Genomic DNA, 21,942 nt, shown 5'->3' on the forward strand with positions numbered 1-21,942 from the left:
GCCGACGAACGGCGATATGTCGTGCCTTGGGCCTGCGCGTATCTATGCAGAACTGCGGACCGTTCTGACCGGCTAATGCCACCCCAGACAAAGCGCCAACGAAGCCTAACGCCCGCCGCGAGCCCATCAAAAAAATCTGCGTAATCAGCGTAATCTGTGGATAAATCGCTTTTGGGAACCTTCGCGTAACACCCTAGAAGCAATGCGCAGACGGGCGCCGATGCGCGCGGGCCTATTCAACCGGGCTGTTCTGCGGCTTGGTTCTTCTAGCGGATCCACAGATTTCACAGATGACACGGATTAGAAGAGTGTCGCCTATGCGCCAGGCACCAACGAACCGCGGTACATCTTTCTTCGATCTGCGTGATCTGCGTCGATCTGCGGACCGTTCTTCGCCGCCAAAGCCACCCCACCCGGAGCGCCGCTTAAGCCGATCGCCCACGATGCCCAAATCATTATTAACCCGGCACCAAAACAGCTGACTCTGTCAGCCGTTTTCAACGCTATCAAAAATCAAGTCCGGCACGTGTCCGTCCTAGATTTTCAATAGCTTCGCGGCCGTCGGCCGCGGCGAGTACGCTGTCGCGCACTCGCGTTATTAACCCGATAATTCATCTATAGTTGTGCCGGGTTAATAACTCTGCGTAATCGGCGTAATCTGCGGATCACTGCCCTTCAAGAACCATCGTGTCACACCCTAAAGGCACTCCGCAGACGGGCGCCGATGTGGCCGGGCGTTTTAAATCGGGCTGTTCGGCGGCTTCGTTCTTAAAGAGGAACCGCAGATTTCACAGATTACGCAGATTAGACGAGCGCCACCTATGCGCCAAGCGTCAACGAACCGCAATAAATCTCTCCTTCGATCTGCGTGATCTGCGTCGATCTGCGGACCGTTCTCCGCCGCCAACGCCACCCCACCCGGAGCGCCGCTTAAGCCGATCGCCCACCATGGCCATATCATTAAATCTGCGTAATCGGCGTAATCTGTGGATGAACGTCTCGAGAACCCTTTACGCAGAACGCTAAAAGCAATCTGGGGACAGTTCCCGGCGCGCTCTCGCCCAGTCTGCGGATCGCTTGAAGTGACGAAGCCGATACAATCCTGCCCCGATTGTCGCTTCCAGCCGCGCCGCGGCACCGAGCCATGAACAAAGCCAAACGCACCGAGATCTTTCATCGTCTGCGCGACGCCAACCCGACCCCGGAGACCGAGCTGAAGTACGACTCGGCCTTCGAACTGCTCGTCGCGGTGATTCTGTCCGCCCAGGCCACGGACGTCGGCGTGAACAAGGCGACGGCGAAGCTGTTCCCGGTCGCGAATACGCCGCAGGCGATACTCGATCTCGGCGAGGACGGGCTCAAGGACTACATCAAGACGATCGGGCTGTATAACAGCAAGGCCGCCAACGTCATGAAGACCTGCCGTGCGCTGGTCGACACGCACGACGGCAAAGTGCCGGACACGCGCGAGGCACTGGTGGCGCTGCCCGGCGTGGGTCGCAAGACGGCCAACGTGGTGCTCAACACGGCCTTCGGCAAACCGGCCATGGCAGTGGACACACATATCTTTCGCGTATCCAATCGCACCGGCATTGCCCCCGGCAAGACGGTACGCGCGGTGGAAGACCGGCTCATGCGGCTGGTGCCAAAGGAATTTCTGCTCGATGCGCACCACTGGCTGATTTTGCACGGTCGGTATACGTGCAAGGCCCGCAAACCGTTGTGCGACGACTGCCGCATCGTCGATCTATGCGAATATCGGCACAAGAATTTAAGCGAGCAGACCTCATGAGCGATTCCCCGGGCCGTCCCGCCGATGCCTTTGCCGCGCGCAATACCCCGCGCATCTTCTGCATCGGCCGCAACTACGCAAAGCACATCGAGGAGCTGGGCAACACGCTCAGCGGCAAGCAATCGATCGTATTCATGAAGCCGGCCAGCGCGCTGGTTGCGCCGGGCGAGGCGATCACCCTGCCCGACGACGTCGGCGATATTCACTACGAAACCGAGCTGGTGGTCGAAATCGGCAGCGGTGGCCGCGATATCGCGCCGGAGGCGGCGCGCGAGCATATCGCCGGGCTCGGCCTGGGCCTCGACCTGACCCTGCGCGATGTCCAGACCGATCTAAAAAGCACCGGCGAGCCCTGGGAAAAGGCCAAGGCGTTCGATCACAGCGCGCCGCTGGGGCCACTGGTCGCCCTGACCGACGATATCGACCTGACCGATCTGCACTTCGAACTGAGCATTGACGGCGAAACCCGCCAGCGCGGGCATACCGCGCACATGCTCGTGGGGGTCGCCGACCTGATCGCCATGCTCAGCGCCCACTGGCAGCTGCTGCCGGGGGATCTGATATTCACCGGCACGCCGGAAGGCGTGGGCGCGCTTACGCCGGGCATGCAGCTGTCGTTGCATGCGCCGCAGCTGGCTGATGCTCAGTGGACAGTCGCTTGAGTTCGGACGAAGCGGCTCATACGCGGCGCGCGTGCCACCCGGCGCTGGACAATATCCAACTCGTCGCCTTCGACCTCGACGGTACGCTGATCGACTCGGTGCCGGATCTCGCTGCGGCCATCGATGCGACCCTGGAAGAGCAGGGCCAACAACCGGTCGGGGCGGAAAAGGTTCGCGACTGGGTCGGCAACGGCAGCTACAAGCTCGTGCAACGCGCGCTCGCGCACGCATGTGCGACCCCTGAAGACCGTCTCGATTCGCAAACGGTGGAGACCGCCCATGCGTGTTTTCTTGAGTGCTATGCCGAGGCGCCCTGTACCCGGACGACGCTATATGACGGTACGCGTCAGTGCCTGCGCGCATTAGCGACGCGCAACGTCACCTGTGTATTGATCACAAACAAGCCAATCGCCCTCGTCGCCCCCATTCTTTCGCATTTCGAACTCGCCGACTTTTTTACGCTCACGCTCGGCGGCGACAGCCTCGACGAAAAAAAGCCTCACCCGGCGCCGCTTCTGCACGCCGCACAACAGACCGGCATCGCCCCGGCCAAAGCTTTGATGGTGGGCGATTCCCGGCATGACATCGCCGCTGGCAAGGCGGCGGGTTTTCGTACGCTGGCGGTAACTTACGGCTACAATCACGGCGAACCGATCGCCGACAGCCGGCCTGACCATATCGTCGCCACGCTTGCCGAACTCGCTTGAGCGACTGCCCTGCGGTTTCTAAAAAGATAAGTTGTCTTTGCGTCGTCTTTACGTGACGATGCGATGACATAACGACGTGCGAGGAGAAAGCGTCGATGACCAAGAAGAAAATAACCGGCATCGCGATCGTCGGGCTCATCGTGCTGTGTGCGGGCGCGGTGATCGCCATGAAGGCGGCCCAGCCGGAGGCGGCCGAATCAGCGACCATCATCACCGCGAAGCAGGCACAGCTGGCCTCGATCGAAAGCTACAACGAAGGGCAGAACAGCTTTTCGGACAGCTTCAACCCGATCATTCGCGAACGCACGCTGCGCGACTCGGGCCGCAAGTCGGTCGGGTTGTTCATCAAGAACGTGTATTTCCGCATCGTCGGGGATGTCGCCTTCGATACCACCCAGCTCTCGGCCGTTCTGATTCCGAAAACGCCGGGCGACCCCATCGTGCTGGACGACCCCACCTCGTTCATTTTTCATCCGCTCAACGGCCAGGTCACGCTGCCGCCGAAAGCGCTGTCGGCACTGTTCAACCAGTACCTGACGGATTATGACGACTCCCAGCTACGCAATATCCAGGCCTCCACCCGCGACGATGGCCAGCTGCGCGTGGAAGGCGAGGCAGCGAAGATTCCCGGCGTATGGCTGCCCTTCCACATGACGGGCCAGGTGACGCTGGAACAGGGCCATCTGTTCGTCTATCGACCGGACGAAATCAAGATCGGACCCATGAAGGCCAAGGGTCTGCTCGAAGCGATCAATCTCGAGCTGTCGAAGCTGTTGCAGATCGAATCCGAAGGCGCCGGCTTTTCCGGCAATAACGTGGTGCTCGACCTCAACCATGCCCTGCCGCCGCCCGAGCAGAGCGTGCACGTCGCCAACATGCAAATCGACAGCGCCGGCGTACATCTCGATATCACCAGCGACAGGGATCCGGAATTCCCGGACCCGGTCGTAAAGAGCGACAGCTACGTCATGCTCCAGGGCGGTGATATACGTATTCAAAGAGCCGTGATCACCGATGCGCGCCTGCAGCTGATGGCCCGCGACGGAGGCAAACTCAATGCCTCGCTCTACAACTATCGCGAGCAGATGGTCAACGGCGTGCTCGATGCCACCCCTGCGGGTGAGATCGCGATCTATCTTTCCGACTACGTGCCTGTCGACTACGTGGGTTCCGCCCTGCCGGAGGATAGCGATGCATCCTGAAACTCCGTCCCATAGCCGGCGCATGCGCATGGGCGCCGCATTCTCCTGGCTCGCCGTCGCGTTAGTGCTGCTGAGCGCGAGCGCCACCGGCTGGGCCCAGGGCCAGATGCGCAAGTCGCTTGGCCCCGAGCCGGGGCGGCTGGCCCCCGTGCTAAACGACGATGGCAGCGACTCGGCACAGCAAGACGACGAACAACAGACGGCAGACGAAAATACATCGCAGAGTCCGGCCGACGCCAACGATAACAAGACGATACAGCCGAACGTCGTAACCGCTCAGCAGCAGCGCTACGCCACGCTGCGCGATATCTGGCGTCGCCGGCTGCTGCCCGATGCGCTCAAGTCGGACGTTGGATCGTTCAGCCTGCGCGACTCGGGGGTGCGTGCCATCGCGCTACAGGCAAAGAACGTCGAGTTCTTCATGGACAAGAACGTCGGCTATTACGTGGACAACCTGCGTGCCCTGCTCGTGCCTCGAAAAGCCGGCGAACCGGTGAATTTCGACGACCCGGAGCAGTTCGATATCCATATCCTGGCCGGCGAGCTGGTTGTAAGGCCGCAGGATCTGGATGCGCTGTTCAACAACTATTTGCTGGATTATCAGCCGCGCTCGCTTTCGCGGGTGACGAACAAGACCTCCAAGGACACGCTCACCGTGGAAGTCGGCGCACGCCTGTTCGAGTTCATCCCGCCTGTCGGCGGGTTACCGACCACGCTCGAAGGCCCGATCACGGTCACCGACGACAACAAGCTCGTCTACACGCCCACCCAGGTCAAGCAGTTCGGCATGCCCGTCAAGGGGCTGCTATCGAGCGTTGGGCTCGACCTGTCGACCCTCACTCCGTTCGATCGCGAAGGCATCAGGCTCGAAGAAGACAAGCTGATCATGGATCCGGAACGGATCTTTCCGCCCCCGCACGTAAAGATCGACCATATCGACAGCGCGACGCTCAGCGACCAGGGGCTGACGCTCAAGTTCTCCAGTGACACCTCGGCGGCCGGTTTCAGCGACCCGCCGGTGGCAACCGACAGCTATATCTGGCTGCAGGCTGGCGACGCCCGCTTCTATTCCACCCTGCTGGTCAATGCGAACCTGCAGCTGATGAACAACGCCGACGAGCGCCTCAAATTCAACCTCTATCATTACCGCGCCCAGAGCGCGGCCGGCACCATCAGCGCGCAAGTGGACGGCGCGCTGATCGTGCGCGTGCCCAATGAGTTCGAGATCGATGACGGGGATATACACCAGTACAGCGGCCTGACGCCCCGCTCGTCTTCGTCCGACTGACGCGCATTGGCCGGCAGGCAGGCGCTCTGCCTGCCGATACGCTGGCGTATTGCCAGCCACAGGCCTTCCCGGTAATCTGCGCGTTTTTGCCGGCCCGGCGGGCCGGATGCTCTCAGGACAAGTGCATATGAGTTTGAATGCCGAGTTGAACAAGACGCTGGGCCTGAACGGCCTGGAGTACCGCCACAATCTCGGCAAGGACGCGCTCTTCAGCGAGGCACTTGCACACGATCGCGGCCGTATCCGTACCGACGGACCGGACGACGAACCCAAGGCCTACGAAACCGCGCTCGGGCTGGAAGGCCCGCTCGTGTATTACTCGGACCCGAGCTGCACGGGGCGCCCGGTCCAGGACACCTTCGCCGTTGCCTGGCCCGAGGTCGTGGACAAGATCTGGTGGAAGTCCGATTTCCAGCAGTTCGCACCGGACAATTTCGGCCCGCTGCTCGATCGCGTCGCCGCCCATCTCAACGAACGCGGCCGGCATCTGTATGTTCAGGATGTCTACTGCGGCTGGGATGCCTCCTACGCGGTGCCGTATCGCTTCGTGGGCGAGTTCGCCACCCATGCCCTGTTCGCCAAGAACATGTTCGCCGACGGCGTCGACGTCGATAACCCGGAAGACAAGCGCTGGACGCTGCTCAACGTGCCCAGCTTTCACTGCGACCCGGCGCGCGACGGCACCAAGTCCAGCCGTGCGGTGATCATCGATATTCGCAACCGCATCGGCCTCGTACTGGGTCGGGCCGACTACTGCGGCGTAGTCAAGAAGACCATGTTCACGGTCATGAACTACCTGCTGCCGGAAATGGGTGAAATGCCCATGCACTGCTCGGCCAACGTCGGCGCACGCGGCGATGGCGCCATCCTGTTCGGTCTGTCGGGCACGGGCAAGACGACGCTTTCCGCCGATCCGAATCGCCAGCTCATCGGCGATGACGAACACGCCTGGACCGAAGACGGCGTATCCAATTTCGAAGGCGGCTGCTACGCCAAGCTTATCGACCTCGACAAGGAGGCCGAGCCGGTTATTGCCGGCGCGCTGTCCACCCCCGGCTGCGTGATCGAGAACGTACCGGCCCTGCCCGGCAAGGCCTTGGCGGACACGGACCCGCAGGATCTCGACCTCACCGACGGCTCGATCACCGAAAACACCCGCCTGTCCTACCCGCTGTCGGCCAACCCGAACGTGGCCGACGGCGCGCGTGGCCCGCATCCGGAAACCATCGTACTGCTCACCGCCGATGCCTTCGGCGTGCTGCCGCCGGTATCGCTGTTGGATACGAAGGATGTGATGTATCACTTCGTATCGGGCTTCACCTCGAAGCTCGCCGGTACCGAAGTCGGTGTGACCGAACCCAAGGCCGCCTTCTCGGCCTGCTTTGGCGCACCCTTCATGTCGCAGAAGCCGTCGGTCTATGCAGAGATCCTGGCCGAGAAGATGCGTACCCACAAGGCCCGCTGCATCCTCCTCAATACCGGCTGGTCGGGCGGCCCGCACGGCGTGGGCAAGCGTATTTCCATCAAGCATACCCGTGCCCTGCTCAACGCCGCGCTCGCCGGCGATCTCGACCCGGAGAATACCGAGTACGAGAATCATCCGATCTTCAATCTCGCCATGCCTACGCAGTGCCCCGGCGTACCCAGCGAGATCCTGAATCCGCGCAATACCTGGGAAGACAAGGCCGCCTACGACAACCAGGCCGAAATGCTGCGCGACATGTTCCGGGAAAACTACCAGGCGAAGGGTTTCGACCAGCTGGGTATCGAAGCGGTCATGTAAGGCGACGTCGCGGCCGTTGCCGGCCGCGACAACCCCGCCTCGCGGTTCTCGACGGGCTGTCGCAGGGGCCCGACGAATACGAATTCGACTTCGTCAGTGTACGATGTGAACAACTGTTGACTTCGGCCAATTTCAATTCTAATGTGTACAACTGTTCACATAGGAATTGAACGTAGCCGATGAAACGATTCGTTGTCCTTGGCCTTTTCGCCATCTGTGCTCTTGCAGGCACCCAGGCATTTGCGCAGGCGCAGCCGAGCCGCGTGGCCTGTGTGTTCGACCCGGTCGGCGCCGACGGCTTCGTTTACGAGCTGTTTACCGACTATGCCCTCGCCGCCCGGGACTGGGGCTATGCCCTCAAGGCCCGTGCCTATACCGATGAAACCGTCGCCGCCAACGATTTCAAGGCCGGCAAGTGCGACATGGTCGTGATTTCCGGCGTGCGCACCCGTGGCCTGGTTCCGTTTGCCGGCAGCCTGGACATGGCCGGCGGCCTGCAGAGCTACGACGCCCTGCAACGTGCGATCAAGGCCATGGCGGCCCCGAAAGCGGCACCGCTGATGCAGGCCGACGGCAACGAAGTGGTCGGCGTCGTTCCCTTGGGCAAGGTATTTCTGTTTGCCCGCGATCGCAGCAATCTGGAAAGCCTCGACCGGTTGGCCGGCAAGCGGATCGCCATTCTTTCCTACGACCGGGCCTCACGCCGCGTGGTGGAAGCGGTGGGTGCTTCGCCCGTGCCCGCGGATATCGCCTCGCTCGGCCCGCTGTTCAACAACGGCAGCGCCGATATGACCTATGCGCCGGCCATCGCCTACGAGCCGCTCGAACTCGAGCACGGCATCACACCCGATGGCGGCATTGCCAATTTCGTGCTCGGCATGCTGTCCGGCCAGATCGTGGTGCATCAGGATCGCTTCGACTCCGAATTCGGCGCGCGTTCACGTCGCTGGGTCGCCGACACCCTGTCTGTGCAGATGATCGAACGCCTGGAAAAGGCCGAATCACGGCTGCCCTACGACCGCTGGGTGGTGATCGAACCGGAACGTGCCGAGCGCTATCGACAGATGTTCCGGGACGTACGCGAACAGCTCTGGCAAGAGAACTGGTACAGCCACCGCATGCAGCGGCTGCTCAAGAAGCTTCGCTGTAACGAACACCACGAACTGGCGGAATGCAGCCTCGATTCGGAAGGCGGGCCCGTCTACTAACCGCGATTGTCGCGATGAAGAAGAGTATCTCCCTCGACCCGGGGCGCATTCGCCACTGGCGCGAACAGCGCGGCTTGACTCAGCAGGCGCTCGGCGATGCCGTTCTCGTATCGGCCAAGCCGGCATCGCGCCTGCGGCGTATCCAGGCCTGGGAACGCAACGGCCGTGTCTGGGATCGCCTGGTCGACGCACTGACACAGGCCCTCGATGTCGAACTCCACGACCTCGAGGCATCGAATGCCGATATTGCGGGCCTCTGGCTATGCTGGTGCGAACACGACCTGCCCCCGGCCTCGGCCGTGCTGCAATCCAGCCTGCACCGTGCCATCGACGATATCCAGGTGCGTATCGAACGCAGGCGTGTTCACGATGAACGGCTGCAGGTGGCCCTGTTGCCCTCGGGCACGTCGTTTCGTATCGAACTGACCGCGTCCGCGGCGAGCCGTGCCACCGCGCCGACGCCGATGTTCCTTCGCGCCGTTCGATGGCATACGCGACATGGCCTGTTGTGGCGCCGGCCTACGCACCTCGAACGCGATAGCCTGCAGCGGCTTTTCGATCAAGACATCCAGCGCCGACCTCGGGCCGAGGCACGCGACAGCGGCGGCTGAGATCCCAGCCGGGTCGCAAACGCCTCGCTCGTACACATAAAAAAGCCGCCGGCATCGCTTGCCGGCGGCTGTGCGACCCGCGGCGCGAACGCCGCTGGTTCATGTGCTACGAGTTCGTGTCGGCATCCGCGTCGGGCTGGCTGTTGCCCTGCCCGCCGGCCGCGCTCTCGTCGCTGTCACCCGAGCCGACCTTGAGCAGCTCGACGTCGAAGATCAGCGTCTCGTTCGGGCCGATCTGCGCACCCGCGCCGCGCTCGCCGTAGGCAAGTTTCGCCGGGATGTAGAGCTCGTACTTGGCGCCCTGCTTCATCAGCTGCAGCGCTTCGGTCCAGCCGGGGATGACCGCATCGACCGGGAAGGTGACCGGCTCGCCGCGTTCGCGGGAGCTGTCGAACACCGTGCCGTCGATGAGCTTGCCGGTGTAGTGCACGGTCACGCTGTCATCCGCGCTCGGGCTCGGGCCGTCGCCTTCTTCGAGCACCTTGTACTGCAGGCCGCTGTCGGTGGTCTTGACGCCTTCCTTGTCCTTGTTTTCGGCCAGGAACTTCTCACCCTTTTCAAGGTTGTTCTGCGCCTGCTGGCTCGCCTTCTGCTGCTGCGCGGCTTCCATCTCCTTGACGAAGCTCTGCATTACGCTGTCGAGCTCGTCCTGGCTCAGACGGGTTTCCTTGCCGCTGACGACGTCACTTACACCCTGGGAGAGCTCGTCGACCTGGATATCGACCGGCAGCTCCTTGAGCGAATTGCCGATATCCATGCCCAGCGCATAGCTGCGGCGGGCCTTGTCGCTATCGAAATCGCCGGCCTGGTCACTGGCCTGGCCATTGGTCTGGTCGCCGCTCTCGGCGCTCGCAGCACTATCGTTGCCGTTGGAAGCCTCTGCATCGGCAGATGCGTTATCGGCGTCCGACTGGTTACCACATGCCGTGAGCGCGAACAGGCACGCCAACAAAGCCATATATCGTTTCATTGAAATCATCCATGTCCAATTCTGGAAACCGCAAGCCTACGCTAAAGGCCCCATGAGAAAAAGCCGCTTTTAACCGGCTCAAACGCCCGGTCGGCCTTCATTTGAAGACGACTCGCCGTTGCCCGGGTCGGCAGGCGTATCGGTCGAGCCATGAACCGCATGCAGCTCGTCGAACACATGCGGGGTTTCCATATAGAGGTCGTGACGCGGATCGAGTTCCAGAATCGCCGGGCTGGTATTGGCGGCCACGATGGTGACAAAGCGGCTCTGTTCGGCCACCGCCACCGAAGGCGTGGTGAAACCGCGCCAGAATACGAACAGGGAAAACAGCGCGAAAACACCCGCGAGGAATACGAACAACCCGGGCGGCCCCAAGGCCTGCATGGCCAGGGCACCGGCCACCGGGCCGATACAGGTGCCCACACCATAGGCCAGCAGCAGCCCCGCACTGGCCGCGATCGGGTCGCCGCTGTCCATATAGTCGTTGATCATCGACAGGCTGATCGGATAAAGACAGGCCGCGAGGCCGAACAACGGCGCGGTGGCGATATAGAGCAGGCGCATATCGGTTGCACCCGCCACCGCGGCCACGATACCGGCCGCCGTAGCAATACAGCTGACCACGGCAATGGTCAGACGCCGATCGAAATGGTCGGACAGACGGCCCACGGGCCATTGCACGACCATGGTGGCGACCACCGCGAACGCCATATAGCGCGACACCTCGGCCAGGCTCATGCCGATATCGCTGGCATAGACCGGCGCGAGCGTACTGAAGCCGGCCACCAGCGCCCCGCCGGCGATGCCGCCCAGCAGGCCACTGGGCGACAGCGCATAAAGCTGGCTAAAACGAAGCCGGGTGGCGGCATCCGGCGCCGGCGCTTCGGAGCGGGTCAGCGCCAGCGGTACCAGCGACATCACGATGAGAATGGCCACGATCGTATAGATCGGGTAGTCGTCGGTTTCGCCCAGCGACACCAGATACTGTCCGAGCGCGGCCGCAAAGAAGAACACCACCTGGTAGATGCCCAGCAGCGCGCCGCGGATCGCATGGGTGGCCCGCCCGGAAATCCAGCTCTCCAGCACCATGATCAGCCCGGCGGCACAAAAGCCTACCAGCACGCGCAGCACGGCCCACAGCGCACCGTCGAAGAACAGGGGGTGGATCAGCGAGGCCGAACAGGCCACGGCTGCAAACGCCGCAAACGAGCGGACCTGCCCCACACGCCTGACCACCCGGGTCGCAAACAGCGAACCGATAACGAAGCCGACGCTGTGACAGCCCAGAATAAGGCCGATCTGAAGCGTGGACAGCTGGTCGGAACCCAGCTCCACCGCGACGACCGTGGTCAGCAGCGACGTGCCGGCAATAAACAGCGTAAGGCTCGCGAACATTGCCGCCAGCGAGATGATCACCTGGCCCATGCGGGTGCGCTCTTGCAGTAAAAAATCGATGCGATAGGCGCATCGATCCGTTTGGCGAGCGCCATTTTAATGGCGGCTGCGTTCCTTCGATAGCGCTTGGCGCGATACATGACTTTGCCGGCCGGGCGCACCATTACCCGCGCACCTCGATGTGCTTCAAGCCGGGCTTACAGGCTTGCGCTCTCGAGCCGACATCGGCACTGGCCTGTCGAGCTACAAATAACGGCCGAACGTGATACGGCTTGCGCCCATCGGGCAAAAAAAACGCGCCGTTGAAAACGACGCGTTTCTTGTTGCCGGCGTTTGCAGCTCTTATCGCTGGCGATGCCCCAAACGCAGCCGCAGCGCGTTCAGGCGAATGAAGCCGGCCGCATCCTTCTGGTCATAGGCGCCGCGATCGTCCTCGAAGGTCGCGATCGCCTCGTCGAACAGGCTGTCGCTTTCCGAAGCACGTCCGACGATGGATACGCTGCCCTTGTAGAGCTTCACCCGTACGGTTCCGTTGACGTGCGCCTGCGATTTGTCGATCGCCGCCTGCAGCATCTCGCGCTCCGGCGAGAACCAGTAACCGTTGTAGATGAGCTTGGCATAACGCGGCATCAGCTCGTCCTTGAGATGGGCCGCCTCGCGATCCAGGGTAATCGACTCGATCGCGCGATGCGCGCGCAGCATCACGGTGCCGCCGGGCGTTTCATAGCAGCCCCGCGACTTCATGCCGACATAGCGGTTTTCCACGATATCGATCCGGCCGATGCCATGCGCGCCGGCGAGCTCGTTAAGCTTCGCGAGCACCTGATAAGGCGTCATCCGTTCGCCGTCGATGGCCACGATATCGCCTTTCTCGAAGCTCAGATCGATTTCCTGCGGCGCGTCCGGCGCGTCTTCGGGCGCTACGCTCCATTCCCACATGGAATCCTCGGCCGGGGTCCACGGGTCTTCGAGCACGCCGCCTTCGTAGGAGATATGCAGTGCGTTCGCGTCGGTGGAATAAGGCGAGCCGCCGTCCACCTTCTTGCGGATATCGATGCCGTTCTCCTCGGCATAGGCCAACAGCTTCTCGCGCGAATTCAGATCCCACTCGCGCCAGGGCGCAATCACCTTGATGCCCGGCATGAGGGCATAGGCCGACAGCTCGAAGCGTACCTGGTCGTTGCCCTTGCCGGTCGCCCCGTGGGCGATGGCGTCGGCGCCGGTCTCGGCCGCAATCTCGACCAGGCGCTTGGAAATCAGCGGCCGCGCGATCGAAGTGCCGAGCAGATATTCGCCTTCGTAGATGGCGTTGGCGCGAAACATGGGATAAACGAAATCGCGCACGAACTCTTCGCGCAGATCGTCGATATAGACTTCCCGCACGCCGAGCTTCTCGGCCTTGGGCCGGACTTCATCGAGCTCCTCGCCCTGGCCGATATCGGCGGTGAAGGTCACGACTTCGCAGTCGTACTCGTCCTGAAGCCATTTCAGGATGACCGAGGTATCCAGGCCGCCCGAATAGGCCAGCACTACTTTATTGACGTCGCTCATATCGTTGTTTGGCTGTTCGCAGTGAATGGCGTAGCAGACCGCGCATTATACGCACGCCGGGCACTGCAGCCATCGCCGCCGCCGGCAGCGGTACGCGCCCGCCGGCAAATATCCCACGGATCGCTGCCGATATCGCCCGGTTGCACGCGCAGGCTGCTAGTATCGCGGCATGACAGATATCCAACCTTCCGAATCCGCGCCGCCGATCATGGCGCAGCGCTTTCGCGGCTTTCTGCCGGTCGTCGTCGACGTGGAAACCGGCGGCTTCAACAACGCCACCGATGCCCTGCTGGAAATCGCCGCGGTCACCGTCGACTTCAATGCCGACGGCGAACTCGAACTGCGCGAATCGGTGTCGTATCACGTCGAGCCCTTCGAAGGCGCCAACATCGAGCCAGCATCGCTCGAGGTCAACGGTATCGATCCGCATCATCCCTTGCGCCCCGCGCTACCCGAGCGCGAAGCGCTGGCGCGCGTGTTTAGGGTGGTGCGAGGCATGGTCAAGGAAGCCGGCTGCAAGCGCGCGGTACTGGTTGGCCACAACGCGCATTTCGATCTGGGCTTTCTGAATGCGGCCATCGCCCGTACCGGTATCAAGCGCAGCCCGTTCCATCCGTTTTCCTGTTTCGACACGGCTACGCTCGCCGGCGTTGCCTTTGGCCAGACGGTATTGCGGCGCGCGGCCACCGCAGCCGGCATGAGCTGGGATAACGACGCGGCCCATTCGGCGCGCTACGACACCGAGCAGACGGCCCGGCTTTTCTGCACCATCGTCAATCGCTTCCGCCCGATTTACGAAAATATTCCGCCCCTGCCACAGGACTAGTCGCAACCCCGCGGCAAAAGCTGTTGCCCTAGCCGGGCGCCGTCATCGCGTGGCTCGGTCGCCGGCCTCGCCGCCGGCCTGGCCGCGGGCCGGCACCACCCCTGGGCATTGTTAAAAAATCGCTTTCCCAACCGCGCCCTTGCCGACGCCCCGTCGAGCGGCTAACTTGTGCCCGCGATATGGCCGACTCTTCATTTTCTGCTGCCCCTCGCCCGCTGATGGGACGCTTCGGGATGTGTCTGAAAGCCGCACGCCTGGTGGGTTTGCTGCTGCTGGGCATCGTGTTGCTGCCCTGCGTGCCGCTGATTGGCCAGCGCTCCTGGAAACTGGTGCGCTGGTGGCATGGCCGCATGCTGCGCGTGTTGAATGTGGCCCTCGAGATCGATGGGGAACTGCCCGCCGGGCCCGTGCTGATCGTGGCCAATCACTGTTCGTGGCTGGATATCATCGTGCTCGGCCACGCATTCAATGCCTCGTTCGTATCCAAGGCCGAGATCGGCGGCTGGCCCCTTGTGGGCGCGTTCGCGCGCGCGGCCGGCACGCTGTTTCTGACCCGCGGCGCGGGCAAGACCTCGGAAACCTCGGAGAAAATCCGCGCCGTACTCGACGCCGGCCGCTCGGTTCTGTTCTTTCCCGAAGGCACCACCACGGCCGACCCCATGCCCCGACGTTTTCATGCGCGCCTGTTCGCGGCCGCCATCGAGGGCGAATATCCGGTGCTGCCAGTGGCTCTGCGCTACTGCGACGACACCACGCCGGCGGATATGCACCACGCACTCGCGCCGTGGGTCGACGAAGCCGCGCTCGGGCCCCACTTCAAGGATCTGTTCCGGGTTCACGACATGCGTGCCCAGGTGCGCCTGTGTGCCCCCATCGACCCGCGCGGCTATGACCGCCGCAGTCTGGCCGAGGCCAGTTATCTGGCGATCAGCCATCGCCAGTCGATGGCCGCGATCAGGGCTCAGCGTCGGGCAATGTCCCAGTCGCGCTCAGCGGCTTGAGCGTACCGTCGGGCGGCAGGTTCAGGGCCGCGAAGTAGTCCTGACCGTCGGTGCCGTCGTAGCGACGCTCGTTGATGAAGCGCTTGATCACGGCAGCGCTTTCGTTGGCACGCACCAGCAGAAACAGATGCCCGCCGCCGCGCACGATGTGCAGATAGGACTTCGGAATCAGCCAGTAAAGCAGGCGAATATTGACCAGCGGCATGACCGGGTCGTCGTCGCCGCCCATGATCAATGTCGGGCAGCGCAGCCGGTGCAGACGATGCACGCTGGTCCAGCCCAGCCCCGCGATCAGCTGGTTGAAATAGCCGCGCGTCGAGGGATCGGGCGAGAAGTGTCCATCGCGGCCCAGCAATTCGGGTCGGCGACGCATCAGCCCGCCATACAGCGCCGGCGCAAGCTGGGCGAGGTTTTCATTCTTCTGGAAACGACGGGCGTTGGTCAGGCGCTTGAGCACGTTCGAGCGGGCCGGCAGCGCCAGCATGCCGGGTGAGGTGGCCGCCAGAATCAGCCGGTTGGTACGTTCCGGAAAGTCGAGCGCGAACTGCTGCGCCAGCGCCCCGCCCCAGGACACCCCGGCGATATTGATCGGCATGTCGTAGCCGAGCCGGTCGAGCAGCCGGGCCGACAGGCGCGCCAGCCAGCGAAAACGGTGGGGCACGTTCAACGCCGGCGAATCGCCCGAGCCCGGGACGTCGAACACGATCACTTCGACGTCGTCGAGGGCGTTGACCAGTGGCAGCGTCATATCGAGATTCGCGCCGATACCGTTGAATACGAGCATCGGCCGGCCGCGTCCGCGGCGCACGCCCACGCGCAGCTCTACGCCGTCGACGTCGACGGACTCGACCTGCATCCTCGTGCGCCGGCGCAGTACGCTCAAATTGGGCGGCAGACTGCGGCGGGGCGTGTCTTTATCAGCGACCACTGCGCTCATGGTGCCCCCTCGAAAGCGCGAACGACAATGCCGCGATGCGGCATGCCTGATTCTACGACGTTTGCCGCAGCGCAACAAAAATACGCAGCCGGCATCACGTCCTAGAACGTACTATTTTGATCGGCGGCACTGATCGCAACCTTAGACTCGAGGAACTCGTCGAGCATGCGAACCACCTCGTCGGTGCGTTCGAGCACGAACCAGTGGCCCCCGCCGCGTATGATCTCCAGGCGTGCCTGCGGCAACAGCAACGCCAGCACCCGCGAGTTCACCGTGGGTACGATCGTGTCGTCGTCGCCGGCGAGTACCAGGGTCGGCACGTTCAGCCGATGCAGCCAGCGCAGGCTGCTGAAACCGGTCAGCGCATAGATTTGCGCGGCATAACCACGGCGCGTCGGGGCCGTCGCCCGATTCATGGCGGTCGCGATCTGGCGGCACTCGTCGTTGCGACGCCCGCCGAAGACCGTTCTCGCCTGTTCGCCATCGGGTGCCACACGACTCAGCGCGCCCGGGCGCGCAAGCCGCACCAGACTGGCCAGCCGGCCGGGAAACATCAGCTGTCCGCTCGCTGTCGCCGCGAGCACCAGTCGGCGTACCCGGTCGCCCTGCGAGTGCGCGAACTGCTGCGCCAGCAGCCCGCCCCAGCCGATGCCCATGACGTCCACGGGTTCGCGCAGGCCGTAATGGTCGAGCAGTTTCGCGAGCAGCGCCGCCAGCGCGGGCATACGGCGCATGCGCACGACCTCGGCGGACGTACCCACGCCGGGCAGGTCGAAACACAACACCGGTCGGCCCAGCGCGGCCGCGAATTCGTTGAGAATATCGAGATTGGCGACGAAGTCGTTGCACAGCAACAAGGGTACGCCCTGCCCCGAGATGAACGCGGTATGCAGGCGCTCGCCGTCGAGCGCCACATGATCGATATACGCCGCCTCAGACTTGACGGACATAACGCCCCGGCGCCGGCTCGATCGGCTCGTGGGTCTCGTCGCCGTAGGCGGTGGGGGCATCGATGCGCTCGCCGCCGTGGCACTCGGCCCAGCGTAGCCAGGCCGGCCACCAGGAGCCTGTCTGCTCGCGCGCACCGCGGCGCCAGGCCGCGGGATCGAGGCTGTAATCGTCGTTGACGTAGAACCGCAGGCTGTCGTCGCCCGGCGGACACAGTATCGACTGTACATGCCCGGCCGAGCCCAGCACGAAGCGCATGTTGGTACGAAACATCTGCATCGAACGGTAGCAGGCCTGCCAGGGCGTGATGTGATCGCGGGCGCCGGCGACCACGAACACGTCGCGGTCGATCGCGGCCATGTCGACGCTGACGCCATCGATGGCGAAATCACTGCCGCGGCGTAGCAGGTTGCGCCGATAGATCATGAGCAGATCGGCATGCAGGGCCGCGGGCAGACGGGTGGTATCGCTGTTCCAGTAGAGCACGTCGAACGCCGGCGGCTCGTTGCCGAGCACGTAGTTGTTGACCACGAAATGCCAGATCAGGTCGTTCGGGCGCAGCCAGGCGAAGGTACGCGCCATGTCGGCGCCGTCGAGCACCCCGGTAAACCGTGAACGCGCCAGCGCGGCGGTTACGGCCGCGTCGTCGGCCACCCGTGCCAGGCGCCGGCTGCGCGGCGAATCGAGCATGGTCACGAACAACGACAGACAGGACACCTTGTTCTGCTCGCCGCGCCCGGCCAGCCAGGCCAGCGTCACGGCTGCGGTCAGACCGCCGGCACAGGCGCCCATGAGCTTGACCGGCTGTTCGCCGCAGATAGCACGCACGATATCGATCGCCTCGGCCGTGGCGCGCACGTAGGCGGCCAGATCCCAGTCGCTCTGGGTGGCGGTCGGATTGCGCCAGGAGATGGCGAACATCTGCTGACCGCAGTCGAGCGCATGGCGCACGAAGCTCTTCTCGGGCGACAGGTCGATCACGTAATACTTGTTGATCTGCGGCGGGCAGAACAATACCGGCTGGGCATCGACCCGGGCGGTGCGCGGGCTGTACTGGATCAGCTCGAAGATCTCGTTGCGAAATACGACGGCGCCTTCGGTGGCAGCGATGTTGCGCCCGACCCGAAATGCGGTGGTATCGACCTGGCGCGGCAAGCCGCGGTTGGTGCGAATATCTTCGAGCAGGTGTCGAATGCCGCGCAGGATAGACAGTCCCCGCGTATGCGCGGCCGCATCGTAGAACCCCGGGTGGGTCGCGAACAGATTGGTGGGCGCGCCGGCGGCCACCAGATGCTCGGCCACGAACAACAGACGACGACGCTGGTCGGGGCTGATGCGCAGGCCGTGAACGAGTTCGAGTAGCGCGCTCGACCAGGCCAGATAGCCCTGGAGCAGGCGCCGGAACGCGGGGTTGTCCTGCCAGGCGGCATGGGTGAAGCGCCGATCATCGGGCGCGGGGCGCAACTTGGAACGCCCCAGCGCGATCCGCGTCATCTCCAACGACAGCGAGGCCTGGGCACGCCCCAGCGCGACGGGATGCAGTGCCAGCACCCGCAGCAGTTCGCCGCCCGAGGACAACGCCTCGCCCCAGCGCGAGCCGACAAAGGCCTGTGCGCCGTTGAGATCGCGCAGGGCCCGCGGCGAACTATCGCTGGCACGGGTGATGTCGGTATCCAAAGCGGTTGCGTTCATAGGAAAACGGCTCCAAACCATGCTCGCGGTATGCCACGGGGCTGCTGCAGGCCGCCGGGCCGGCGCTGTCTCACAGGCCGATGCGAGCGCGAGCGCTGGAGATGGTTACAATGCCTATGGATCGCCACCCAAGGCAACTCGCTCTATGCTGACCCGGATTCGCAACCGCTTCAACGAGGCCATATGGCAGCCCGAGCTCGATGCGCTGCCGGCCCCGAGACGCTGGGGCGTGACCGGCGTACGCATCGGCCAGATACTCGTGCGCGATTTCCAGAATGGCGAAATCACGCTGCGCGCGATGGGCCTGGTCTATACCACCCTGCTGTCGCTGGTGCCGCTGCTCGCGCTGGCGTTTTCGATGCTCAAGGCGTTTGGCGTGGACAACGCCCTGCGCCCGGTGTTGCACCGTTTCCTGGCGCCGCTGGGCAGCCAGGCCGACGAGATCATCGACAAGGTCGTTGGCTTCGTCGAGAACGTGCAGGTAGGCGTGCTCGGGGCCATCGGCGTGGTGCTGCTGATGTATTCGGTGGTTTCGCTCATCCAGAAAGTCGAATCGGGCTGCAACTACATCTGGCAGGTACGAAAGATGCGTTCGCTCGGTCGTCGTTTCACCGAGTACCTGAGCATGCTCATCGTCGGCCCCATCGTGGTACTGGCCGCCAGCAGCATGACCGCGTCGCTGACCAGCAATACGGTGGTCGAGTACCTCAGCACGATCGAACCGTTCGGCACGTCGCTCTACGTCGCCGGTCGAATGGTGCCCTACGTGCTCTACAGCATCGGCTTCACCCTGCTTTACGCCTTCATGCCCAATACGAAGGTGCACTGGCTGCCGGCGATAGGCGGCGGCGTATTCGCCGGCGTACTCTGGCAGACCGCCAGCCTCGGCTTTGCGGTGTTCGCTTCCAATTCCAGCAACTACAACGCCATCTACTCCAGCTTCGCGATCCTGATCCTGTTGCTGGTCTGGCTGTACGTATCCTGGCTGATCATGCTGCTGGGCTGTCGCGTGGCTTTCCTGCTGCAGCACCCCGAGCAGCTCACCCGCGAGCCCTATCCGCCGCGCCTGGGCGGCGCGGACCGCGAGCGGATCGCGCTGTTATTGATGGGGCTGATCGGCTACAACTTCATGCACGCCAACCCGCCCTGGCAGATCGCCCGACTCGCGCGGTATCTGCGCGTCGCCCCCGATCATATCTATTCCATCGTCGACCAGCTGGTGGCCGCCAACATGCTTATCGAAAGCGGCGATACCACCATCACGCTGTTGCCGCGCCAGGATATCGAGTCGCTCAAGGTCGACGATATTCTGGCCGCGGCACGCAGTGGCGATGCCAATGCAGCCCCCACCCCACGCGACGATCGTCTACATCGTGAGGTGGAGGGCTGGATTTCGCGTAGTCTTGAGGCTAGAACACAGGTGTTCGAGCAACTGTCGCTGCGGGATCTGGTGCGTGCCAGCATGCGCACACCCAGCGCCGAGGCGGCAGAGCACAGGGGGAGGCAGCCGGTGGCCTGATCAGAACGCCGCCGGCCATACCAGACGCCAGAGGGAGGGCATATGGACAAGAACTGGTTCGAAAACTATCCGATCGGGGTCAAGCAGGATATTGACGCCAGCGCGTTCGATTCGCTGGCCCATATCATCGAGCATAGCAGCCGGCAGTACGGCGACAGGGCCGCGTTTTCTAACATGGGTCAAACGCTGACCTACAAGGAGATAGAGGCCAAGTCCCGGGCGTTTGCCGCCTATCTGCAGCAAACGCTGGGCATGCGGCGTGGCGAACGTATCGCCATCATGATGCCGAACTGCCTGCAGTATGCCACCGCCCTGTTCGGCGCACTGCGCGCCGGCCTGGTGGTGGTCAACATCAACCCGCTGTACACCGCGCGCGAGCTCGAGCACCAGCTCAAGGACGCCGAGGTACGCACGCTGGTGGTCATGGAGAATTTCGCCGCGACGCTGGAAAAGATCTACGACGACGTGCCGGTCGAAACCGTGATCACCACCCAGCTCGGCGACATGCTCTCGCCGATCAAACGCGCCCTGACCAACTTCGTGGTCAAACGCGTGAAAAAAATGGTGCCGGACTGGAACCTGCCCGGCGCGATCGATTTCAACACCGTACTCAGCACCGGCGAGTCGCAGCAGTTCGAACCGGTGGAAATCAGTCCGGAGGACCTGGCTTTCCTGCAGTACACCGGCGGCACCACCGGCCCGGCCAAGGGCGCAATGCTCAGCCATGCCAACGTCGTGGCCAACGTGTTGCAGTGCCAGGAATGGTTCAAGCCGGAGATGAGCGACGATGGCGAGCTCATCATCACCGCCCTGCCGATGTATCACATCTTCGCGCTGACGGTGAACACACTGGTGTATTTTTCAGTGGGCGGGCACAACGTGCTCATCACCAATCCGCGCGATATGCCCGGTTTCGTGAAGACGCTGAAGCAGTACCCGTTCACGGCGATCACCGGCGTGAACACGCTCTATAACGGCCTGCTCAATACCGAGGGCTTCGCGGATCTCGATTTTTCGACCCTGAAGTTCTCCATGTCCGGCGGAATGGCCACCCAGGAACCGGTCGCTCAGCGCTGGGCACAGGTAACCGGCAAGCCCATCATCGAGGGCTACGGCTTGTCGGAAACCTCGCCGGTCGTAACCTGCAACCCGCTGAATATCAACCAGTTCAACCACTCGATCGGGCTGCCCCTGCCCTCCACCGAGGTCGATATCCGCGACGACGACGGTCGTGCGCTGGACGTAGGCGAGCCCGGCGAACTGTGCGTGCGCGGCCCGCAGGTCATGGGCGGCTACTGGCGCAAGGACGACGTCAACGCCGAAGCATTCACCGATGACGGCTTCTTTCGCACCGGCGATATCGCACGGCAGGACAAGAACGGGCTGTTCTATATCGTCGATCGCAAGAAGGACATGATTCTGGTGTCCGGTTTCAACGTCTACCCGAACGAGATCGAGGACGTTGTCGCCGGTCATCCGGATATTCTGGAAGCAGCCGCAATCGGCGTACCCGACGAGAAATCCGGCGAGGCGGTCAAACTGTTCGTGGTGAAAAAGCGCGCCGACCTGAGCCTCGAATCGGTGCGCGAGTACTGCCGCGAGAACCTCACCGCCTACAAGGTACCCAAGCACTACGAGTTCATCGACGAAGTGCCCAAATCCAACGTGGGCAAGATCCTGCGCAAGGAATTGCGCTAGGGAAGCTCTGTATAACCTCTCGCGGATCGCGTTCGAGTCCTCACAGACGGTGCGACAAGGCGTTTCGAGCGCAGCGCCTGCTTCATTGACAGGCCAAGCTCGACAACGCAATCGCAGCGTCTGTGGGGCCGAACCCCCTGCGGGCTTTGCGC

At 63.1% G+C, this 21,942-nt stretch carries 18 protein-coding genes; 12 read left to right on the top strand and 6 right to left on the bottom strand.

The features are described 5' to 3' along the window. Nucleotides 1-1,144 precede the first annotated feature (1,144 nt). The 8 genes from nth (at nt 1,145) to CMN27_RS09760 (ending at nt 9,253) form a co-directional block, all read left to right on the top strand. Entirely contained in the window at nt 1,145-1,792 is a 648-nt protein-coding gene (gene nth / locus CMN27_RS09725; RefSeq protein ID WP_293625970.1) for an endonuclease III, read from the top strand. After that, complete coding sequence (locus CMN27_RS09730; RefSeq protein ID WP_293625972.1) at nt 1,789-2,454, top strand: fumarylacetoacetate hydrolase family protein; 666 nt, start codon at nt 1,789-1,791, stop codon at nt 2,452-2,454. The genes nth and CMN27_RS09730 overlap by 4 nt, the downstream gene beginning before the upstream one ends. Beyond that, nucleotides 2,451-3,161, top strand: coding sequence for a phosphoglycolate phosphatase (locus CMN27_RS09735; RefSeq protein ID WP_293625973.1), 711 nt, complete (start codon nt 2,451-2,453; stop codon nt 3,159-3,161). The genes CMN27_RS09730 and CMN27_RS09735 overlap by 4 nt, the downstream gene beginning before the upstream one ends. Before the next feature lie 95 nt (nt 3,162-3,256). Beyond that, on the top strand, nt 3,257-4,363 hold the full coding sequence (locus CMN27_RS09740; RefSeq protein WP_293625975.1) for a hypothetical protein: 1,107 nt from the start codon (nt 3,257-3,259) through the stop codon (nt 4,361-4,363). Further along, entirely contained in the window at nt 4,353-5,651 is a 1,299-nt protein-coding gene (locus CMN27_RS09745) for a hypothetical protein (protein ID WP_293625976.1), read from the top strand. Before CMN27_RS09740 ends, CMN27_RS09745 begins: the two co-directional genes overlap by 11 nt. 127 nt (nt 5,652-5,778) lie before the next feature. After that, nucleotides 5,779-7,434, top strand: a complete 1,656-nt coding sequence (locus CMN27_RS09750; protein WP_293625978.1) for a phosphoenolpyruvate carboxykinase (ATP) — start codon at nt 5,779-5,781, stop codon at nt 7,432-7,434. A gap of 179 nt (nt 7,435-7,613) precedes the next feature. Beyond that, on the top strand, nt 7,614-8,642 hold the full coding sequence (locus CMN27_RS09755) for a putative solute-binding protein (protein ID WP_293625979.1): 1,029 nt from the start codon (nt 7,614-7,616) through the stop codon (nt 8,640-8,642). A gap of 14 nt (nt 8,643-8,656) precedes the next feature. Next, a complete protein-coding gene (locus CMN27_RS09760) occupies nt 8,657-9,253 on the top strand; it encodes a helix-turn-helix transcriptional regulator (protein WP_293625981.1) in 597 nt (198 codons plus the stop codon). Nucleotides 9,254-9,359: 106 nt separating this feature from the next. Here CMN27_RS09760 and CMN27_RS09765 read toward each other — a convergent pair whose 3' ends face one another. The 3 genes from CMN27_RS09765 to CMN27_RS09775 all read right to left on the bottom strand — a co-directional run bounded on the left by CMN27_RS09765 (nt 9,360) and on the right by CMN27_RS09775 (nt 13,169). Beyond that, on the bottom strand, nt 9,360-10,223 hold the full coding sequence (locus CMN27_RS09765) for an FKBP-type peptidyl-prolyl cis-trans isomerase (RefSeq protein WP_293625982.1): 864 nt from the start codon (nt 10,221-10,223) through the stop codon (nt 9,360-9,362). A gap of 78 nt (nt 10,224-10,301) precedes the next feature. Beyond that, on the bottom strand, nt 10,302-11,648 hold the full coding sequence (locus tag CMN27_RS09770) for an MFS transporter (RefSeq protein ID WP_293625984.1): 1,347 nt from the start codon (nt 11,646-11,648) through the stop codon (nt 10,302-10,304). Between the two features lie 312 nt (nt 11,649-11,960). Then, nucleotides 11,961-13,169 (bottom strand): argininosuccinate synthase, encoded by a 1,209-nt coding sequence (locus tag CMN27_RS09775; RefSeq protein ID WP_293625985.1) that lies wholly within the window; start codon nt 13,167-13,169, stop codon nt 11,961-11,963. A 169-nt stretch (nt 13,170-13,338) separates the two neighbouring features. Between CMN27_RS09775 and rnt the strand changes: the two genes are divergently transcribed. Both rnt and CMN27_RS09785 read left to right on the top strand, forming a co-directional pair. Continuing rightward, nucleotides 13,339-13,995 carry a ribonuclease T gene (gene rnt, locus CMN27_RS09780; RefSeq protein WP_293625987.1) on the top strand — a complete coding sequence of 219 codons (657 nt, stop codon included), beginning with the start codon at nt 13,339-13,341 and terminating at the stop codon, nt 13,993-13,995. A gap of 233 nt (nt 13,996-14,228) precedes the next feature. Beyond that, a complete protein-coding gene (locus tag CMN27_RS09785; protein WP_293625988.1) occupies nt 14,229-14,996 on the top strand; it encodes a lysophospholipid acyltransferase family protein in 768 nt (255 codons plus the stop codon). On the opposite strand, the gene phaZ is transcribed toward CMN27_RS09785, so the two are convergent. The 3 genes from phaZ to CMN27_RS09800 all read right to left on the bottom strand — a co-directional run bounded on the left by phaZ (nt 14,950) and on the right by CMN27_RS09800 (nt 18,573). Beyond that, on the bottom strand, nt 14,950-15,852 hold the full coding sequence (gene phaZ / locus CMN27_RS09790) for a poly(3-hydroxyalkanoate) depolymerase (RefSeq protein WP_366515442.1): 903 nt from the start codon (nt 15,850-15,852) through the stop codon (nt 14,950-14,952). The two genes, CMN27_RS09785 and phaZ, sit on opposite strands and share 47 nt — an antisense overlap. A 182-nt stretch (nt 15,853-16,034) precedes the next feature. Then, entirely contained in the window at nt 16,035-16,883 is an 849-nt protein-coding gene (locus CMN27_RS09795; protein WP_293625991.1) for an alpha/beta fold hydrolase, read from the bottom strand. After that, the gene (locus CMN27_RS09800) at nt 16,867-18,573 is read right to left on the bottom strand and encodes an alpha/beta fold hydrolase (protein WP_293625993.1); all 1,707 of its coding nucleotides are present in this window, start codon (nt 18,571-18,573) and stop codon (nt 16,867-16,869) included. Before CMN27_RS09800 ends, CMN27_RS09795 begins: the two co-directional genes overlap by 17 nt. A gap of 145 nt (nt 18,574-18,718) precedes the next feature. Here CMN27_RS09800 and CMN27_RS09805 point away from each other — a divergent pair, with 145 nt between their 5' ends. Together CMN27_RS09805 and CMN27_RS09810 are read left to right on the top strand one after the other, a co-directional pair. Further along, complete coding sequence (locus CMN27_RS09805) at nt 18,719-20,092, top strand: YihY/virulence factor BrkB family protein (RefSeq protein WP_293625994.1); 1,374 nt, start codon at nt 18,719-18,721, stop codon at nt 20,090-20,092. Between the two features lie 42 nt (nt 20,093-20,134). Further along, the gene (locus CMN27_RS09810) at nt 20,135-21,790 is read left to right on the top strand and encodes an AMP-binding protein (RefSeq protein ID WP_293625995.1); all 1,656 of its coding nucleotides are present in this window, start codon (nt 20,135-20,137) and stop codon (nt 21,788-21,790) included. The last annotated feature ends 152 nt before the right edge of the window (nt 21,791-21,942 follow it).

The organism is Salinisphaera sp. (genome assembly GCF_002729955.1).
Lineage (GTDB): Bacteria > Pseudomonadota > Gammaproteobacteria > Nevskiales > Salinisphaeraceae > Salinisphaera.

Excerpts from the sequence above, each read along its gene's own strand:
- CMN27_RS09800 (WP_293625993.1), bottom strand. The coding sequence starts at position 18,573 with ATGAACGCAACCGCTTTGGATACCGACATCACCCGTGCCAGCGATAGT.
- CMN27_RS09765 (WP_293625982.1), bottom strand. The coding sequence starts at position 10,223 with ATGAAACGATATATGGCTTTGTTGGCGTGCCTGTTCGCGCTCACGGCA.
- CMN27_RS09745 (WP_293625976.1), top strand. The coding sequence starts at position 4,353 with ATGCATCCTGAAACTCCGTCCCATAGCCGGCGCATGCGCATGGGCGCC.
- rnt (WP_293625987.1), top strand. The coding sequence starts at position 13,339 with ATGACAGATATCCAACCTTCCGAATCCGCGCCGCCGATCATGGCGCAG.
- CMN27_RS09770 (WP_293625984.1), bottom strand. The coding sequence starts at position 11,648 with ATGGGCCAGGTGATCATCTCGCTGGCGGCAATGTTCGCGAGCCTTACG.
- phaZ (WP_366515442.1), bottom strand. The coding sequence starts at position 15,852 with ATGCAGGTCGAGTCCGTCGACGTCGACGGCGTAGAGCTGCGCGTGGGC.
- CMN27_RS09795 (WP_293625991.1), bottom strand. The coding sequence starts at position 16,883 with ATGTCCGTCAAGTCTGAGGCGGCGTATATCGATCATGTGGCGCTCGAC.
- CMN27_RS09730 (WP_293625972.1), top strand. The coding sequence starts at position 1,789 with ATGAGCGATTCCCCGGGCCGTCCCGCCGATGCCTTTGCCGCGCGCAAT.
- CMN27_RS09775 (WP_293625985.1), bottom strand. The coding sequence starts at position 13,169 with ATGAGCGACGTCAATAAAGTAGTGCTGGCCTATTCGGGCGGCCTGGAT.
- CMN27_RS09785 (WP_293625988.1), top strand. The coding sequence starts at position 14,229 with ATGTGTCTGAAAGCCGCACGCCTGGTGGGTTTGCTGCTGCTGGGCATC.
- CMN27_RS09805 (WP_293625994.1), top strand. The coding sequence starts at position 18,719 with ATGCTGACCCGGATTCGCAACCGCTTCAACGAGGCCATATGGCAGCCC.
- CMN27_RS09755 (WP_293625979.1), top strand. The coding sequence starts at position 7,614 with ATGAAACGATTCGTTGTCCTTGGCCTTTTCGCCATCTGTGCTCTTGCA.
- CMN27_RS09760 (WP_293625981.1), top strand. The coding sequence starts at position 8,657 with ATGAAGAAGAGTATCTCCCTCGACCCGGGGCGCATTCGCCACTGGCGC.
- CMN27_RS09810 (WP_293625995.1), top strand. The coding sequence starts at position 20,135 with ATGGACAAGAACTGGTTCGAAAACTATCCGATCGGGGTCAAGCAGGAT.
- CMN27_RS09750 (WP_293625978.1), top strand. The coding sequence starts at position 5,779 with ATGAGTTTGAATGCCGAGTTGAACAAGACGCTGGGCCTGAACGGCCTG.
- CMN27_RS09740 (WP_293625975.1), top strand. The coding sequence starts at position 3,257 with ATGACCAAGAAGAAAATAACCGGCATCGCGATCGTCGGGCTCATCGTG.
- nth (WP_293625970.1), top strand. The coding sequence starts at position 1,145 with ATGAACAAAGCCAAACGCACCGAGATCTTTCATCGTCTGCGCGACGCC.